This window comes from Paenibacillus sp. PAMC21692 (genome assembly GCF_014303795.1).
In the GTDB taxonomy this organism is placed as follows: domain Bacteria; phylum Bacillota; class Bacilli; order Paenibacillales; family Paenibacillaceae; genus Pristimantibacillus; species Pristimantibacillus agaridevorans.
In genome coordinates, this window is sequence record NZ_CP060293.1 from 3,368,843 (window position 1) to 3,384,503 (window position 15,661).

Here is a 15,661-nt window from a genome sequence, read left to right on the forward strand (position 1 = left end):
ATCAACATTTTCGGACGAATGGCGGCAACTTTGCACCTAGCGCTCAAGCTATAATTGGCTTATGACATCAACAGAAAGAAGGGTTAACAGGATGCTGCAGGATAAGGACAAGGCGTGGCTGGATGAGGTTATCGGCAAAATAACGGAGAAGATGGACTGGGTAAGCGAAAAAACGCGGAATAAAATTCCGTACACGACCATCGACGGCACTTTTGACGACCGCTCCATCGACAATCCCACCGGCGACGAGGCGGACGGCATCTGCTGGTGGACCAACGGTTTCTGGGGCGGCATGATGTGGCTGATGCACCACGAGACGGGGCTGGACAAATATAAAGAAATCGCGCAAATTTCCGAGGATAAGCTGGATCTCTGCTTCGAGCAGTTCTACGGCTTGCATCACGATGTCGGTTTTATGTGGCTGCCGACGAGCGTGGCGAATTATAGAGTAACGGGCAACCCGGAGTCGCGCAAACGGGCGCTGCATGCCGCCAATCTGCTGGCGGGCAGGTTTAATCTGGCCGGCGGCTTCATCCGTGCATGGAACGATCTGGAGGAAGGCGATACGCGCGGCTGGGCGATCATCGACTGCATGCTCAACATTCCGCTGTTGTACTGGGCATCCCAAGAGACCGGAGATCCGCGCTTCAAGCAGATCGCGATGAAGCATGCCGATACGGCGATGGAAGCTTTCGTCAGGCCGGACGGCTCCGTCAATCATATCGTGGAATTCGATCCCTTTGAGGGCGGCGTCGTAAAAACGTATGGCGGTCAAGGTTATGAGCAAGGCTCCTCCTGGACGCGGGGACAGACATGGGGGCTGTACGGCTTTATGATGAGTTACATCCATACCGGCAAAGATGAATATTTGCAGACGGCAAAGCGGATCGCGCATTACTTCATGGCTAACGTCCCGGACAGCGGGATCATCCCCGTGGACTTCCGCCAGCCGGCCGAGCCGCGGCGCGAGGACGACACGGCTGCTGCGATCGCGGCCTGCGGATTGCTGGAGATCGCCAAGGCCGTCGGTCCGTACGAGAAGGACGTTTATGTCAATGCGGCGCTTCGGATGCTGAAGGCGCTGGACGCTTCGCGCAGCGACTGGTCGCGCGGGACGGATGCGATATTGCAGAACGGGACGGGCGCTTACCATTCCAAGACGCATCACCATGCCATAATTTACGGCGATTATTATTTCATGGAAGCCATTTTTAAGCTGAAGGGCAACGACTTGTACCTTTGGTAGACGCATGCAGAAGCGGGGCGGTTAAGGCGCGGCAAGGAAATATGAGCTCTTTTACTGCCCCGTTTTCCTTGCCGCGGCCCGATATTGCAGCGGCGTCGTGCCCATTGCGGTTTTAAAGCTGCGGATAAAATAAGATACATTGGGGTAACCGACCTCAGCGGATATATGCTCGACAGAGTACTGGGTCGTATGGAGCAGCCTGCACGCCTGCTTGATTCTTCGCGCGATCAGATAATCGGACAGGCTGCCGCCAGTCTCGCGCCGGAACAACCGGGACAGATAAAATTTGGACAGATGCAGCGCCTCCGCGATATGCTCCAGCCCGATATCTTCGGCATAATGCTCTTCGATCCATTGCATGGCCTGCTCGGAATAGGTAAAGGGACGGTATTCGGCCGTTTCCGCCACGGATCCCTGAAAGGCGACCGCTTCCAGATAATGGAGGAGAAGCATCGTCATGTCTTCTTCTTCGGCAACGGGATTCGATGCGAAGGGACGATTGTTGTATCGGTCGATGATATGCTCCAAATAACTTAGCTCCCCATGCAAGTCGATGGCCGATTCTCCCTCCCCGCTCCGCCATAAGCGATCCAGCAGAGCATGTCGGGAAGGGAATGGACGCAGCGCCTGCTCGAACATATGCGGCTGGAAGAACATAATCGTTCGCACATAAGGCGTTTCCTCGCTTACGCTCGCGAATACCTTGTGCAACTGATTTGGCTGGAAGATAAACAACCGGCCCGGCTTCATCTCATAGGTTTTCTGGCCGACGATGACGCTGCCCGTGCCTTCGTGGACGAGCAGCAGCTCGCAGCAGGGATGCCAATGGTAGAAGCCGGCGAAGACATCGGTCGTCCGGGTGGGAGAACCGAGCAGCAAAGGTTTGCCATGAAACGCGACGGGTTCGAATAAGTAGTTCATGCCTCTATTGTAATCAAAATTCCGATGAAAAACAGACGCCGCTGGCAAACGATGAAAAAGTCTGACTTTTATATGAAAAAAGTTCATTTCACGCGATGCCTCCCCATGATACGTTGTAATCGTACAAGACAGAGGAGGAGTGGAACGATGACTTTGATAACGAATCCCGTGCTAAGGGGCTTTAATCCCGATGCGTCCATGCTGCGCGTGGGCGACGACTATTATATCGCGACATCAACCTTCGAGTGGTTTCCCGGCGTGCAGATCCATCATTCTCGCGATCTGGTGAATTGGCAGGTGATCGCTCGCCCGCTTTGCGATGCCTCCTTGCTCGACCTGCGGGGCGTTCCGAGCTCCGGCGGCATCTGGGCGCCGGCGCTGACGTACGACAACGGCATGTTTTATCTCATGATTACGAACGTGATGGCGCGTCGCGGCGTCTTCAAGGATTTGCATAATTATTTGCTGACGGCGACCGATATTAACGGTCCGTGGTCGGCGCCGCTTCACTTGAACAGCAGCGGCTTCGATCCTTTCCTGTTCCACGACGACGACGGAACCAAATGGCTGCTCAATATGCGGTGGGACTTCCGAAAGGGGAGGGATCGTTTTGCGGGAGTAGTCATGCAGCAATTTTCGCCGGAGGAGAGAAAGCTTGTCGGACCGGTAATGACCATTGCGACAGGCACCTCGATCGGCGTGACGGAAGGGCCGTTTATGTTCAAGCGGGACGGATGGTATTACTTGCTGCTCGCCGAGGGCGGCACGGGTTGGAACCACGCCGCGACATTGGCCCGTTCGCGCCGGATCCAAGGACCGTACGAATACGATCCGGAGTCCCCGCTCATCACGACGATCGACGCGCCTGATCATCCGCTTCAGAAGGCGGGACACGGAGCCGTCGTGGAGACGCAGAACGGCGAGTGGTACCTGTCCTTTATATGCGCGCGTGCGCTGCCCGGCAGACGGCTGTCTCCGCTGGGCAGGGAAACGGGGCTTGCCCGCGTCGTATGGACGGTAGACGGCTGGCTGCGGCTGGAAGGCGGCGGCAAGGCTCCCGGGCTCCGGTTTGCCGCGCCGGATCTTGCGCCCCATCCGATCCCGAAGCTCCCGGATCAAGATGACTTCGACGGAGCTGCGCTCGGGAATGCGTATTTCACGCTGCGAGTGCCGGCGGACGACGAGTGGCTCAGCTTGTCGGAGCGCAAGGGCTTCTTGCGGCTGCGCGGCCGCGAGTCGTTATACTCCTGGTTCCGCCAGAGCATGGTGGCGAGAAGGCTGGCGCATTTCCGCTGCGTTGCCGAGACCTGCGTGGAATTCGAGCCGGAGCACTTTAACCAGATGGCGGGATTGACGCTGTATTATGACGAGAGCGACCATTTTTATTTGCTGGTAACCCGCGACGAGGAACGGGGCAAGCATATCCGGCTGATGACCACGAAGCAAGGGCAATACGACGAGCCGGAGGACGCCTTCGTCTCCGCCGAGGGCTGGGAACGTTGCTATCTAAAGGTAATCGTCGATGGCGAGCGCGTGCAATTTCACTGCTCGCCGGACGGCTCGGAGTGGCAAGCGGTGGGTCCCGCGCTGGATCTTGGGCAACTGTCCGACGAATACGAAGGCAAGCTTGGATTTACCGGCACGTTCGTCGGCTTATGCGCGCAGGACTTGTCGGGCACGATGAAACACGCGGACTTCGATTATTTCAAGTACTTGGGGGAAGACATCGAATAAGCGAAAGAAACATTTAAAGCGGGAAATGAGGTCAGCCGAAGGGCTGGCCTTTTTGCTTCGACGTCGGCTATAACAATAGTCCGCTAAAGCTGGCGGGCATAATATTGCGAAGCAGGCTTGCGCGATACTTGTGAGAACGATTATCATGAAGAGACATGCCACAATGGAGATGGGGGAAGTCCAAATAGATGAAACGGATATTGTTAATCGAGGACGAGGCGCATTTTGCGGCGTTCATGGAGCCGGAACTGAAGCATGAGGGTTTCTCAGTGACGGTTGCGCGCGACGGCAGATCCGGTCTGGAGCTCGCGCTGGGCGAAGCCTGGGATCTCGTGCTGCTGGATCTGATGCTCCCGGAAATGGACGGCGCCGATGTGTGCCGGGAAATACTTAAATACAAAAAAACGCCGATTATTATGATTACGGCGAGAGATAGCGTGTCGGACCGCGTATCCGGTCTGGATAGCGGGGCCGACGACTACATCCCGAAGCCGTTCGCCATCGAGGAGCTGCTCGCTCGCATTCGGGTTGTATTTCGGAGGCAAGAGGAGTCGGCGGATCCCGGATCCCTTCTTGCCGGCGGCAATCTGACGTTGGAGCGGGAATCGCGAATCGTCAAGAAAGCCGGCACGGTCATTGCGCTAACGAAACGGGAGTTCGCGCTGCTGGAAGCGCTGATGAAAAATGTTAATCGCGTGATGTCGAGGGAAACGCTGCTGAATACGGTATGGGGCTACGAGGCGGTTGTGGACGCCAACGTCGTCGATGTGTACATTCGTTACCTGCGGAACAAAATCGACGAGCCCGGGTCGCCCAGCGTTATTGAAGCCGTCCGAGGAATCGGCTACGTGATGCGCAGATGACGGCGGTATTCGGCAAGCGACGCAAGCCGTCACTTAGGAAGTCTTCCGGCAAGCTGCCGTTTCATTGGCGAATGACCTTGCTTGCAGCCATTCTGCTGAGCGTGCTCGTGACGGTCAGCAATTTGACGCAATACTTCTTTGTAGAGCGATGGATGGTGCGTCAGGAGGAAGCCAAAATAAGGCAGGACATGCGGGAGCTGCTCAACGAGCTGCTGGCCAAGGAAATTCAAATAACGCCGGGCAACGAAACGTTGCTTCGGCTTTATTTGGAGCGGGCCAACGTGCATGGAGGCATGATTCGGCTGCTTGATTCCAATGGGGATACGGCGATTATTGCGGGGAGTACGATCTCGGCCGAAAGGATTCCATTGCGCTCGTTGACAGACCTAAGCCCTGGCTCTGTGCTTTACGAGGACGGCGTGCTTGCGATGCGCAGTCCTATAACGATTTTCAACTTCCAAGGCACAATTGAAATGGTGCGCAGCATGGAGGAATTGGAACGATTGATCGCCCGTTTTTTTCGGATTATGATTATCTGCTGCGGAGCTGCTCTTTTGCTCAGCATCGCGGGCGGCAGACTGCTGGCTGTCGGTCTCATCCGGCCATTGCGTGCCATGAATGCGACGATGAAGAAGGTCAGGCAAAACGGCTTGCAGGAACGCATGCCGGTTACGGGAGCCAAGGACGAAATTACGGCGATGCAGACGATGTTTAACGGCATGATGGATGAAGTGGAGGCGTCGTTCGGCAGGCAGCGGCGGTTCGTGGAGGATGCGTCGCATGAACTGCGAACGCCAATCGCCATTATGGACGGGCATCTCCGAATGCTAAGCCGATGGGGCAAACACGATCCGGACGTGACGGAAAATTCGCTGCGAATAGCGACGGAGGAGTTCGAGCGGCTGAAGGGGCTTGTCGATAATCTGCTGCTGTTATCGCGGGCGGAACGTACGGAAGAGCTGGAGCCTCGCGGCATCTGCGAGCAGCCGTTAACTGTCCTTAAGGATGCGGCGGATAAACAAATGATGATGACCCCAGAGTTTGTCGTAAACGTAGAAGCCGGCATGCTGGAGGATGTATCCATGGCGATCGGCGAACATGAGCTGGCCCAATTGCTCCGCATCCTTTTGGACAACGCCGTCAAATATTCCGGAGAGAGCAGAGTCATCGGCATTACGGGCGAATTGGACGTCGATCAGGTGCGGCTGTCGGTGGAAGATCGGGGAGTTGGCATATCGGAAGAAGATATTCCCCACGTATGGGATCGGTTCTACCGGGCGGACAAGGCGAGAAGCGGCGGACAAGGGGGGTACGGGCTGGGACTGCCCATTGCAAAATCGCTTGTTCGCAGGCACGGGGGCGACATCGTATTGACCAGCGAGCTCGGCGTAGGGACAAAAGTGACGGTTTCTCTGCCCCTGGCTTAGTGAAATTCTCCCGCTTTAACATAAGGTAGCAATAGTCCCCGTATAAATTCGTTCAATAAAATTATCATTTTCACAGCGTTTTCTCATTATTATTCGCTACAATTGGCGGTAATGATATTCATTATCACGAATAAACGATATGGACATGAGAGGAACGAAGGAAATGAATAAAAAGTACGTAACAGGCACTGCTGCGATTATTTTGGGAGCATCGATGATGCTGGCGGCCTGCGGGGGCAACAACGGAACGAATGCCAATGGCAAGCAAGAAGGAGCGGGAGCCGTTAAGACGGAGAGCGACTCCGGCGTCGTAAACGTGTTTACGGCCCGCCACTACGATATCGACTTCGCGATGTTCGACGAATTCGAGAAGGCGACAGGCATTACGGTCAACGAAATCAAAGGAACGGCAGAAGAATTGGTGGAGCGCATGAAGCGGGAAGGCGAAAGCACGGAAGCCGACTTGTTCATCACGGTCGACGGCGGCATCCTGAACTATGCAAAGGAGAACGGCGTGCTGCAGCCGATCGACTCGGACGCTATTTTGGCCAACGTGCCGGAGAGCCTTCGGGACACGGAAAACCAGTGGGTGGGCCTGGCTACTCGAGCCCGGGTCATCGTATACGACAAAGAACTTGTAAAGCCCGAGCAGTTGTCTACATACGAAGATTTGGCGAGCGAACAGTGGAAGGGCAAAGTGCTCGTACGGTCCTCCAGCAACCTGTACAACCAGTCGCTCGTCGCTTCCATGATCGATTTAAATGGGGAAGCGGAAACGGAGAAGTGGGCAAAAGGGCTGGTCGGCAATTTCGCGCGCGACCCGGAAGGCGGAGACCGCGACCAAGCCAAGGGCATTGCGGCAGGCGTCGGAGAAGTGGCAATTATGAACACGTACTACATCGGACAGATGCTGAACTCCAAGGAAGCCGAGGAAGTAAAGGTCGCCGAGAGCGTCGGCGTGTTCTTCCCGAACCAGGAGACGACAGGCACGCATCTTAACATTAGCGGCATCGGCCTCGCGGCCCACGCGAAGAACAAGGACAACGCGCTCAAGCTGGTGGAATATATGACAAGCAAGGAAGGCCAGGAAATGCTGACGAACGGCAGCTTCGAATTCCCGGTCAACAAGGATGCCGAGCTTCCGGCGCTGCTCAAGGAATGGGGCGAATTCAAGACGCAAACCATCGACTTCGCGAAGCTGGGGGAGAACAACAAAGCGGCAACGGCTCTTATGACCAAGGTTGGCTGGAAATAAGATGTACTCATCCTTGCTGCAGAGGTTCAGACAGAGATGGAACGGATGGATCGCGATCAGCGGAATAGGGGCTTTTGCAGCCCTTCTTCCGTCTCTTTATATTTTGGCGGGATTATGGGGAGAGCCAGGGGAGAACTGGACGCATATCCGGACCTATATTCTCCCTTCCCATTTGATGGAGTCTTTGCAGCTTGTAGTAGGCACGGTAGCGGCTTCAGTTGCGATCGGAGTGTCGCTGGCATGGCTCGTCGCCGCGTATGACTTCCCGCTTCGAAGGATGTTCTCCGCCTTATTGGTGCTCCCGCTGGCGATCCCGCCTTACATAGCGGCCTATACGTACGGCGATATGCTCAGTTATACCGGCACCGTGCAGAAGCTGCTGCGGAATGGGCTTGGCGTGACGCCGAACCAGCGTTATTTCGATATCATGTCGATGCAGGGCGCCGTTTTTATTTTTGCCATGTTCCTGTTCCCGTACGTCTACCTGATGACCAAATCGTTTCTGGAGCGGCACAGCGCTGCCTACATCGATAATGCCAGGCTGCTGGGGCACAGGCCGCTTTCCGTTTTCCTTCGGGTCGTCCTGCCGCTGTCGCAGGGGGCCATTGTGGGCGGAGCGAGTCTTGTGGCGTTCGAGGTGCTGGGCGATTACGGTGTGGCCAAACATTTCGGCATCCAGACCTTTACGGTCGCGATTTTTAAAACGTGGTTCGGCATGTATGATCTGCAATCGGCGATACGGCTGGCTGGGGCGTTAATGGGCGTATTAATCGGAATCTTTGTCATAGAAAGGCTGCTGAGGAGCCGCAAGCGGTTCAACGCCTCTGTAAGCGGGGGTGCGGTGCTAAAGCGAAAAAGGCTGCGGAGGATCCCGGCTGCGCTAACGGTTGGCTTTTGTTCCATCGTGGTTTTGTTGTCCTTTATTATTCCGGTCGCACAATTGACGGTATGGGCAACATGGACGTACGACGACATCTGGAACGACAAGTTCCCCGCGATGATTCGAAACACGGTGTCGGTTTCTGCAGCCGCGGTGTGCATCATCATGCTGATGTCCGTCATTGCGGCCAATTCGCTGAGAATGTGGCGGAGCGGATTTACGCTGGCAGGGAGCAAGCTGCTGTTGATGGGATATTCCATCCCGGGAGCCGTTATGGCGATCGGAGTGCTGGCCCTGTTTCTGTCGCTGGATCAGGCGCTATCCGGCTTGTACGGCATGATGGGCTTGGGAGAAGGGAAGCTGGTGCTCAGCATGTCGTTAGCCATGCTCGTATTCGCCTTCGTCGCCCGGTTTTTGTCGGTCGGCTTTAATGCCGTCGACGCCGGTTACGACCGAATCGGGACCAAATACGCGGAGGCTTCCAGGCTTCTTGGCTACGGAGCGACGAGTACCTTCTTCCGTATCGATTGGCCGCTCCTAAAGGGCTCCATTTTGACAGGAGCCATAATGACCTTTATGGAGGTTGTAAAGGAGCTTCCGCTTACGTTGCTGCTTCGGCCATTCAACTTCGATACGCTGGCGACCAAGGCTTACCAGTATGCGAGCGACGAGCAGATTCATCAAGCTTCCTTGCCTTCGCTCCTTATCATTACGCTGGGCGTTGCGTCGGTCTGCTTGTACCATTTTATCGGTAGGGGGGAGAAGGCATGACATACGTCAGCCTTAAGGAAATTGCTTACGCTTATGCTGGAGCCGGGAGCGATGTTCTGTCGGAATTTTCATTAACGCTTGCGCGGGGAGAGACGGTTGGGCTGCTCGGAGGCAGCGGAAGCGGCAAGAGTACGCTGCTCCGTCTGATCGCCGGCCTTGAAAATCCGAAAAGCGGCGAGATAACCATTGAAGGCATCGTCATGGCAGGGGGAGGGCGCTTCGTTCAACCCGAGCATCGATGCGTAGGCATGGTGTTCCAGGATTACGCCTTGTTCCCGCATATGACCGTCGCCAGAAATATCGCTTTCGGATTGCGGGGGTTGTCGCGTTCGGAACAGGCGGCGCGCACGGAGAACATGCTGGAGCTCATCCAGTTGCAGGGCTTTGGCGGACGATACCCCCACGAATTGAGCGGGGGGCAGCAGCAACGCGTCGCGTTCGCCCGCGCGCTGGCGCCGCAGCCGAAGCTTCTGCTCATGGATGAACCGTTCAGCAATCTCGATGCGGCGCTAAAGGGAGAGATTCGTCTGGAGCTGAAGGAGCTGCTAAAGAAGTCCGGCATGACTTCGATTCTTGTGACGCATGATCTGGCGGATGCGGAGGCGATCTGCGACCGGATCGTGAATATGCCAGAGCCGGTCTTAAGTCTCGTTTGAGCCTTTAAGGTCAGGGGCTTCCTTGAATTGCTCCACGCAGTGACGGCAGATGCAACTGACGCCAAGCAAAGGCTCGGGAACGCGCTTAAGAAGCTCCGCCGGAATGGAGGCGCGGAAGCACCAGCAATCCAGGTCTGCCTCTGCACGCTCCGCCTCGCAGCCGTTTTCTCCTCCGCAGAGAGGACAGATATGTTTCATCGAAAAATAGCTCCTTTCAAAGAGCAGCCCTGCAGCGTTAGTCGCCGCAGGGCTGCATTTGTTTAACGGCTAAGGTCAATGTTGCTTCGCCGGCTCCAAAATAAACTTTTCGATCACATGGCGAACGCCTTCTTCGTTATTGGAGAGCGTGACGTAGTCCGCAATCTCCTTAAGGGCATCAATCGCATTGGCCATGGCTACGCCCAGACCGGCAGCCTGAATCATCTCGCGATCGTTCCATGCGTCGCCCATCGCGATCGTTTGCTCCATCGAGCAGCCGAGATGCTCCGCCATAAATCGCAGCGCATGTCCTTTTGTCCCTTCCTTGTGCATAAACTCCAAGTAATGAGCCTTGGACTTCGTAATATGGACCCGATCCCCGATCAGCGGAGCCAGTTCCAGCGCGATGGCGTCGAGACGGGCGGGATCGTCGATAACGAGCATTTTGTTCAGCGGCTTCGTAATGAGCTTGTCAAAGTCGGGTTCGATCCTGTAAGGGATGTTCGACAGCCTGGAATAGGCTTTGATCCGGTCGTTATCTTCCGTGCCGTACAGCTCGTCGTCTACGTAAAGCTGCAGATGGAGGCCATGCTTCACGCAATATTCGTGCAACGCCAGGGCGGCGTCCGTCGGCACATTGCGCTCGTAGAGCACTTGGCCGTCCAGCAGTGTTTTGACTAGCGCTCCCTGATACGTAATAATAGGTACATTAAGTTCAATCTGGCGGGCAATCTGCTGCGCCGAAGCGAACATGCGGCCGGTGGCAAGCGTCACTGTCACTCCGGCGGCGATCGCAGCTTCCATCGCCCTGCGGGTTCCGTCTGTCACTGTCAATTCATCTGTCAGAAGCGTGTCGTCCACATCAATGGCAATCAGCTTATACATAATTACGGTAAGGCTCCTCTCGGCGTCCAATCTGTATCGTGTATCGTCATAATAAGGTTGATTGTAGCGAAAATCGAGCCTACATACAAGGAGATCCTCACATGCACAACTATGAATCAAGACCGGCGAAGCAGCGCTCCGGCGCCATCTATGCGATAGGAGCGGTGCTGCTTCTTGCTGCGGGCTTCGCACTCGGCATGTTCTTTATGAGTACCCGGTACCCCATGATCAAGGAGCCGTTGTTCAAGCAAGTTAATGACTCGTATGTTCATGTTCTTAACGATTATCTTAATGACACGACGCCGGAGCAGCTCATTCAGGGAGCGGCGGTCGGCATGGTGGATTCGCTCAAAGACCCTTATTCGCATTACTTGCCCGGAGAAAAGGGGAAGGCGTATACGGATTCCTATGAAGGGCAATTTTACGGCATCGGCGCCGAGATGAGGCAGGAGGACGGCAAGGTTATGGTCAGTCATGTCATCAAAGAGACGCCTGCCGAGAGGTCGGGGATGCAGCCGGGCGACGTTATAATCGCAGTAGACGACGTTGACGTAACCGGCAAGTCGCTGCAGGATCTGCTAGGCATTGTAAGAGGCGAAGAAGACACGACGATCAAGATCCGGGTCCAGCGAGCCGCGGAGAAGGATCCCCTTGACTTTACGATGAAGCGGGCGGCTATCCCCGTGCATACCGTTACCTCCGAGAGACTGGCGGATGGCATCGGCCTTATCACGATCAGCCGTTTCGCCGAGGAAACCGGTAAGGAATTCAAGGCGGAGCTGGATAAGCTTAAGGCGGAGGGCGAGCTGAAGGGGCTGCTGCTGGATCTGCGTTCCAATCCCGGCGGACTGCTGCAATCCACGACCGAGATCGCCAATATTCTTATTCCAAAGGACAAAAAAATTCTCGACATCGTCTACAAGGACGAACGAAGAATCGTATCGCTGACGTCGAAGCAGAAGGAGAAGTGGACGGTGCCGATCGTCGCGCTTGTCAACGGACGTTCCGCCAGCGCGAGCGAGGTGCTTGCCTCGGCGCTCAAGGAATCGGCAGGCGCGACGCTTGTCGGCGAGAAAACGTACGGCAAAGGAGTGGTTCAGGGCTACAAGCAATACAAGGACGGCTCCGTAATCAGCTTGACGGAAGCGCAGTGGAAGACGCCTGGCGGCACATGGATCAACAAGCAAGGCGTGACCCCGGACCACGTTGTGGAGCTGCCGGAATATGCTTCGCTGCATCAGCCGCCGCTGGGTACCGAGTTGGCCAAGGGCAGCTATGGAGACGAAGTGAAGCTGCTGCAGGGGATGCTGAATACGCTGGGCTACGGGCCTTCGGGTCAAGACGGATTGTTTGACGTTCAGACCGAGACAGCGCTCCGCAAGTTCCAGAGCGAAAACGGCTTGACGTCGAACGGGAAGTTCGCCGACGCGACCAGCCATAAGCTGGTCGAAATGCTGCGCGAGAAGCTGGGACGGGAGGATACCCAGGAGCAGAAGGCGCTCGAGCTGTTGAAGCAGGCGCAGCAGTAAGTCGTTCATGAGTAATCCCATAGACGCCGGCGGGTGGCAAATCGGTTAATTGAAATGATTAAAAAAACAGGAAGAGATGCCCGATCCCATCGGGCGTCTCTTCCTGTTTCTTTACCATAATAGATGAGTTCTCGTTCCCCGCTCAGTTCTTCCTCGCTCATTCCTTCGGCGTCAGATCGATCTGGACGTCGTCCAGGTACCATGTCGTTAAACCCTCATAACCGGAGTCGCTGCCGATGATGACGAAAAGCTCGCCCTTGTCGTTCGACTTCAACGTCGTTTGATGACTCATCGGCTTCGCCTGGAAACCTTCGACGGAGTCGTCCGGCACGACCATGTTGCCGACGTTTTTGAGATCGGCACCGTCCTGCGACTGGTTGCCCTTGTCCGCGTTCAGGATGAAGTAAGGTTCTTCTCCATGCACATGATCGAGGCGAAGCGCTTCGGGCTTCGTTGCGACGAAACCCGCTTTGATATAGACCGATTCGCCAGGGGAACCGCCTACGCCCATCATGCCGCCAGGCACGTCCGTATACAGCTTAAAAGCAACGGATGCATCGTAAGTCATATTCGGCTCAAGGCCGCTGATTTTCTTCGTTACGAACATAAAGAGATCATCGCTGCGGTTCATGCCGACCATCTTTAGACCGTAGTTGCTTTTGTTATCCGACAAATCGATCAGCACGCGCCTGAACTCCAGGTTGTAGATGTTGGGATTGTAGGCTACAGGCAGATCGGCGAAGCCGCCTTCCCAGCCGTCCTGGCCTTGGTCGAACGAGAATTGATGCGACACCGTCTCGGCTTTTGCCTGGATGATAACCTTGCGGCCAGCGTTCTCCCAGGTTGTGGTTGCGGCGAGCAGGTCGGCTACGCTCTTTGCCGGGATGAAAGCCTGTCCTTGCTTAATAACGACTTTGGCAGGGAGTTTGATGCCCTTGACGTACGTTCCCGTCACGCTATCCTGGCCAACCGTCAACAGAACGGTCAGACCGGCTCTCTCCAGTTGGATGGTCCGATCCGTATCGTTCCATGTGAGCTTGGCGCCCAGTCCTTCCGCGAACGCGCGGGCGGGAACCATGGCTACGCCTTTCTCGATATATGGAGCTTGCTTTAATTCGATCGTCCCGTCGTTGTCAACGGCGTTTAGACTTCCTATTTGAAATTGTACGGATGGAGCAGCATTGCCGGCACCAAATGCCATCGTTGCATGCAACGATGCCGTCATTGTAAGCGCCGCGAGTATCGCCACAGCTTTTTTGCGTTTGTTCTGCTTCATGAGGTGCACCTGCCTTTAACCGGTTTAGTTGTTTGCTTTTGCCTACTCATAAACGGGGGCGGGCCCATAAAGGTTGCTACATGAAGTCGAAAAAATAGCGAATGACATGAAAAAAGACCGGCGAAGCGTAAGTCAGACTATCGACGCGGCTCAAAAAGCTTTTTTTCGAACTCTTGAATTTATTGTCGTCGCCAAGCAATAAATCCCGCTTTAAAACGGACACGGTCAAGCTGCCGAAAAAGCCGCTTAAACTGATGAGCATGCCCGATAACACGCCAAACAGCTGGTCGAGCGGCGTCAAATACGGATAAATGAACGTCGAGACGGCGGTCGTCACGACGAATCCGCAAGCGAAACCCTCCCAGGTGATATAGGGGTTTGCGGTCGGAATCACCTTTCGTTTGCCTCCGTAGATCGATACGAGATAATTTACGACATCGTTGATTTGCGTCAGCAGCACCAGAAACAGGACGATTCCCGCTCCATGCTCCGGCGTCGCGAATTGGAAATAAGCAAGATGGCTGAGCCCGAACACCATCAGCATAAGTCCCCATTGCGTCGAACTTACGCTGCGCAGAAAGCCTGCGGTTCCTTTGTTAATGAGCCTGGGCATGGGAAGAAGCAGGAACACGTAGACGGGAATAAACACGATAAACATCCCGTACCACTCGATGTAGATCCAGTAGAACTGCACGGGAATGGACAAGTACGCCCAGAGAAACAATCTGCGGTCCGCCTTTCTCGTCTTGATCATGGAGAAATATTCTTTCAGCGAGAAAAACGACAGCACCATTAGAGAGAGGAGGGAAACGACCGGATTGATGATCGTGGCCAGGCAAAAAACAAAGAACATGCCCCACCACGTTTTGATGCGGAAAGCGATGACCTCATGGTCCTTGCGGGACAACATGCGATCGGCTACCAAGTAAATTAAATTCACAATTAATAACCCTGCAAATACGACGACCAGCGCTGTTATGGAATCGTTCATACGGTTCACCATCTTGCTCCAGGATAGATTACTATAAAGCAACACTATGTTATTATGTAGGAATATCGATGATTTGATAAGGGGATAACGTAAAAAATGGAACGCGACGTATCGGTTTTTATTTTGCTTACGAATACCGGGACGCTTTTTACGAAGGTTATACAAAGCTATACAAAAGCACCCTATAACCACGCTTCCATCTCGTTCGACCGGGAGCTGTCGGAGCTGTACAGCTTCGGGCGCAAACATCCCAGCAACCCGTTCGACGGCGGCTTCGTCAAGGAAGACATCAAGACGGGGACGTTCAGCAAATATCCCGGTACGACCTGCGTCCTCTACGAGCTCGCTATAACGCGGCGCGAGGAAGAGAAAATGAAACGGGTGCTGCGGTTTTTTATCCGGAGCCGCGGGAAATTTCTGTACAACCTGCTCGGCGTAATCGGCGTCGCCTTAAAGGAGCCAGTCGAGTTCAGCAACTCCTACTTCTGCTCGCAGTTCGTCGCCGAGATTTTGTCCCGTTCGGGAATCAAGCTGTGGAACAAGCTGCCCGCGTTGGTCACGCCGGACGACTTTCGCCAGAATGATCGACTGGAGCTGATCTACGAAGGAAAGCTGAGTCAATACGATCCGCATGCCATCCATCGTTTTCGTTAAACGAATTGGAGCTTGTCGCTTGACAACGGGAATGATAATTACTATCATCTTAAATGAGAGGAATTATCATAGTTTGTTTACTTGGCGACGAGGTGGAACATGAAGAAGGTCAAATATTGCAAACGCAACTTGAAGCTAGGCTCCAAGTCGGTCTATAAGGCGATGAAGGAGAAGTACCCCGAGATCAAGGGGAAAAAAAGCGACTGTTTGGGCAATTGCAGAACCTGCAAGATGGAATGTTTTGTCGTCGTCAAATCGAAGGCAGTCACCGCGCCAACGCCGGAACAACTCTACAAACGATTGAAAAAAATGATTGGTTAACTCTATAATTGGGAAATATAGGAGGGGCGTCCATTTGCCGCCTCTCATTTTTAT

Annotated in this window: 15 protein-coding genes; 10 read left to right on the forward strand and 5 right to left on the reverse strand. The window is 54.7% G+C overall.

Annotated elements, in window-relative coordinates; genetic code table 11:
- Positions 1–91: 91 nt before the first annotated feature.
- Positions 92–1,246, forward strand: a complete 1,155-nt coding sequence (locus H7F31_RS13215) for an AGE family epimerase/isomerase (RefSeq protein WP_187104553.1) — start codon at positions 92–94, stop codon at positions 1,244–1,246.
- 51 nt (positions 1,247–1,297) lie between these two features.
- On the opposite strand, the gene H7F31_RS13220 is transcribed toward H7F31_RS13215, so the two are convergent.
- A complete protein-coding gene (locus H7F31_RS13220) occupies positions 1,298–2,254 on the reverse strand; it encodes an AraC family transcriptional regulator (protein ID WP_187104554.1) in 957 nt (318 codons plus the stop codon).
- Between the two features lie 60 nt (positions 2,255–2,314).
- Between H7F31_RS13220 and H7F31_RS13225 the strand changes: the two genes are divergently transcribed.
- From H7F31_RS13225 to H7F31_RS13250, 6 genes are all read left to right on the forward strand, one after another.
- Positions 2,315–3,901, forward strand: a complete 1,587-nt coding sequence (locus H7F31_RS13225; RefSeq protein WP_187104555.1) for a glycoside hydrolase family 43 protein — start codon at positions 2,315–2,317, stop codon at positions 3,899–3,901.
- Between the two features lie 188 nt (positions 3,902–4,089).
- The gene (locus tag H7F31_RS13230) at positions 4,090–4,764 is read left to right on the forward strand and encodes a response regulator transcription factor (protein WP_187104556.1); all 675 of its coding nucleotides are present in this window, start codon (positions 4,090–4,092) and stop codon (positions 4,762–4,764) included.
- Positions 4,761–6,191, forward strand: a complete 1,431-nt coding sequence (locus tag H7F31_RS13235) for a sensor histidine kinase (RefSeq protein WP_187104557.1) — start codon at positions 4,761–4,763, stop codon at positions 6,189–6,191. The genes H7F31_RS13230 and H7F31_RS13235 overlap by 4 nt, the downstream gene beginning before the upstream one ends.
- A 163-nt stretch (positions 6,192–6,354) precedes the next feature.
- Complete coding sequence (locus H7F31_RS13240; RefSeq protein ID WP_187104558.1) at positions 6,355–7,446, forward strand: Fe(3+) ABC transporter substrate-binding protein; 1,092 nt, start codon at positions 6,355–6,357, stop codon at positions 7,444–7,446.
- A gap of 1 nt (position 7,447) precedes the next feature.
- A complete protein-coding gene (locus H7F31_RS13245) occupies positions 7,448–9,097 on the forward strand; it encodes an ABC transporter permease (RefSeq protein WP_187104559.1) in 1,650 nt (549 codons plus the stop codon).
- Positions 9,094–9,753 carry an ABC transporter ATP-binding protein gene (locus H7F31_RS13250; protein ID WP_187104560.1) on the forward strand — a complete coding sequence of 220 codons (660 nt, stop codon included), beginning with the start codon at positions 9,094–9,096 and terminating at the stop codon, positions 9,751–9,753. Before H7F31_RS13245 ends, H7F31_RS13250 begins: the two co-directional genes overlap by 4 nt.
- On the opposite strand, the gene H7F31_RS13255 is transcribed toward H7F31_RS13250, so the two are convergent.
- Together H7F31_RS13255 and H7F31_RS13260 are read right to left on the reverse strand one after the other, a co-directional pair.
- The gene (locus tag H7F31_RS13255) at positions 9,739–9,951 is read right to left on the reverse strand and encodes a cysteine-rich CWC family protein (protein WP_187104561.1); all 213 of its coding nucleotides are present in this window, start codon (positions 9,949–9,951) and stop codon (positions 9,739–9,741) included. The genes H7F31_RS13250 and H7F31_RS13255 overlap by 15 nt on opposite strands.
- 75 nt (positions 9,952–10,026) lie before the next feature.
- Positions 10,027–10,836 carry a Cof-type HAD-IIB family hydrolase gene (locus H7F31_RS13260; RefSeq protein ID WP_187104562.1) on the reverse strand — a complete coding sequence of 270 codons (810 nt, stop codon included), beginning with the start codon at positions 10,834–10,836 and terminating at the stop codon, positions 10,027–10,029.
- A gap of 101 nt (positions 10,837–10,937) precedes the next feature.
- Between H7F31_RS13260 and H7F31_RS13265 the strand changes: the two genes are divergently transcribed.
- Complete coding sequence (locus H7F31_RS13265; RefSeq protein ID WP_187104563.1) at positions 10,938–12,365, forward strand: S41 family peptidase; 1,428 nt, start codon at positions 10,938–10,940, stop codon at positions 12,363–12,365.
- A gap of 157 nt (positions 12,366–12,522) precedes the next feature.
- Here the strand turns inward: H7F31_RS13265 and H7F31_RS13270 are convergent, their stop codons facing one another.
- Both H7F31_RS13270 and H7F31_RS13275 read right to left on the reverse strand, forming a co-directional pair.
- Positions 12,523–13,641: a copper amine oxidase N-terminal domain-containing protein gene (locus tag H7F31_RS13270; protein WP_187104564.1), complete on the reverse strand. Its 1,119-nt coding sequence runs from the start codon at positions 13,639–13,641 to the stop codon at positions 12,523–12,525.
- A 76-nt stretch (positions 13,642–13,717) separates the two neighbouring features.
- Positions 13,718–14,632 (reverse strand): phosphatidate cytidylyltransferase, encoded by a 915-nt coding sequence (locus tag H7F31_RS13275; protein WP_187104565.1) that lies wholly within the window; start codon positions 14,630–14,632, stop codon positions 13,718–13,720.
- A gap of 96 nt (positions 14,633–14,728) precedes the next feature.
- Here H7F31_RS13275 and H7F31_RS13280 point away from each other — a divergent pair, with 96 nt between their 5' ends.
- The gene (locus H7F31_RS13280; RefSeq protein WP_087570797.1) at positions 14,729–15,286 is read left to right on the forward strand and encodes a hypothetical protein; all 558 of its coding nucleotides are present in this window, start codon (positions 14,729–14,731) and stop codon (positions 15,284–15,286) included.
- A gap of 99 nt (positions 15,287–15,385) precedes the next feature.
- Positions 15,386–15,607: a DUF1450 domain-containing protein gene (locus H7F31_RS13285; protein ID WP_087570796.1), complete on the forward strand. Its 222-nt coding sequence runs from the start codon at positions 15,386–15,388 to the stop codon at positions 15,605–15,607.
- Positions 15,608–15,661: the final 54 nt, after the last annotated feature.

Excerpts from the sequence above, each read along its gene's own strand:
- H7F31_RS13215 (WP_187104553.1), top strand. The coding sequence starts at position 92 with ATGCTGCAGGATAAGGACAAGGCGTGGCTGGATGAGGTTATCGGCAAA.
- H7F31_RS13220 (WP_187104554.1), bottom strand. The coding sequence starts at position 2,254 with ATGAACTTTTTTCATATAAAAGTCAGACTTTTTCATCGTTTGCCAGCG.
- H7F31_RS13225 (WP_187104555.1), top strand. The coding sequence starts at position 2,315 with ATGACTTTGATAACGAATCCCGTGCTAAGGGGCTTTAATCCCGATGCG.
- H7F31_RS13230 (WP_187104556.1), top strand. The coding sequence starts at position 4,090 with ATGAAACGGATATTGTTAATCGAGGACGAGGCGCATTTTGCGGCGTTC.
- H7F31_RS13235 (WP_187104557.1), top strand. The coding sequence starts at position 4,761 with ATGACGGCGGTATTCGGCAAGCGACGCAAGCCGTCACTTAGGAAGTCT.
- H7F31_RS13240 (WP_187104558.1), top strand. The coding sequence starts at position 6,355 with ATGAATAAAAAGTACGTAACAGGCACTGCTGCGATTATTTTGGGAGCA.
- H7F31_RS13245 (WP_187104559.1), top strand. The coding sequence starts at position 7,448 with ATGTACTCATCCTTGCTGCAGAGGTTCAGACAGAGATGGAACGGATGG.
- H7F31_RS13250 (WP_187104560.1), top strand. The coding sequence starts at position 9,094 with ATGACATACGTCAGCCTTAAGGAAATTGCTTACGCTTATGCTGGAGCC.
- H7F31_RS13255 (WP_187104561.1), bottom strand. The coding sequence starts at position 9,951 with ATGAAACATATCTGTCCTCTCTGCGGAGGAGAAAACGGCTGCGAGGCG.
- H7F31_RS13260 (WP_187104562.1), bottom strand. The coding sequence starts at position 10,836 with ATGTATAAGCTGATTGCCATTGATGTGGACGACACGCTTCTGACAGAT.
- H7F31_RS13265 (WP_187104563.1), top strand. The coding sequence starts at position 10,938 with ATGCACAACTATGAATCAAGACCGGCGAAGCAGCGCTCCGGCGCCATC.
- H7F31_RS13270 (WP_187104564.1), bottom strand. The coding sequence starts at position 13,641 with ATGAAGCAGAACAAACGCAAAAAAGCTGTGGCGATACTCGCGGCGCTT.
- H7F31_RS13275 (WP_187104565.1), bottom strand. The coding sequence starts at position 14,632 with ATGAACGATTCCATAACAGCGCTGGTCGTCGTATTTGCAGGGTTATTA.
- H7F31_RS13280 (WP_087570797.1), top strand. The coding sequence starts at position 14,729 with ATGGAACGCGACGTATCGGTTTTTATTTTGCTTACGAATACCGGGACG.
- H7F31_RS13285 (WP_087570796.1), top strand. The coding sequence starts at position 15,386 with ATGAAGAAGGTCAAATATTGCAAACGCAACTTGAAGCTAGGCTCCAAG.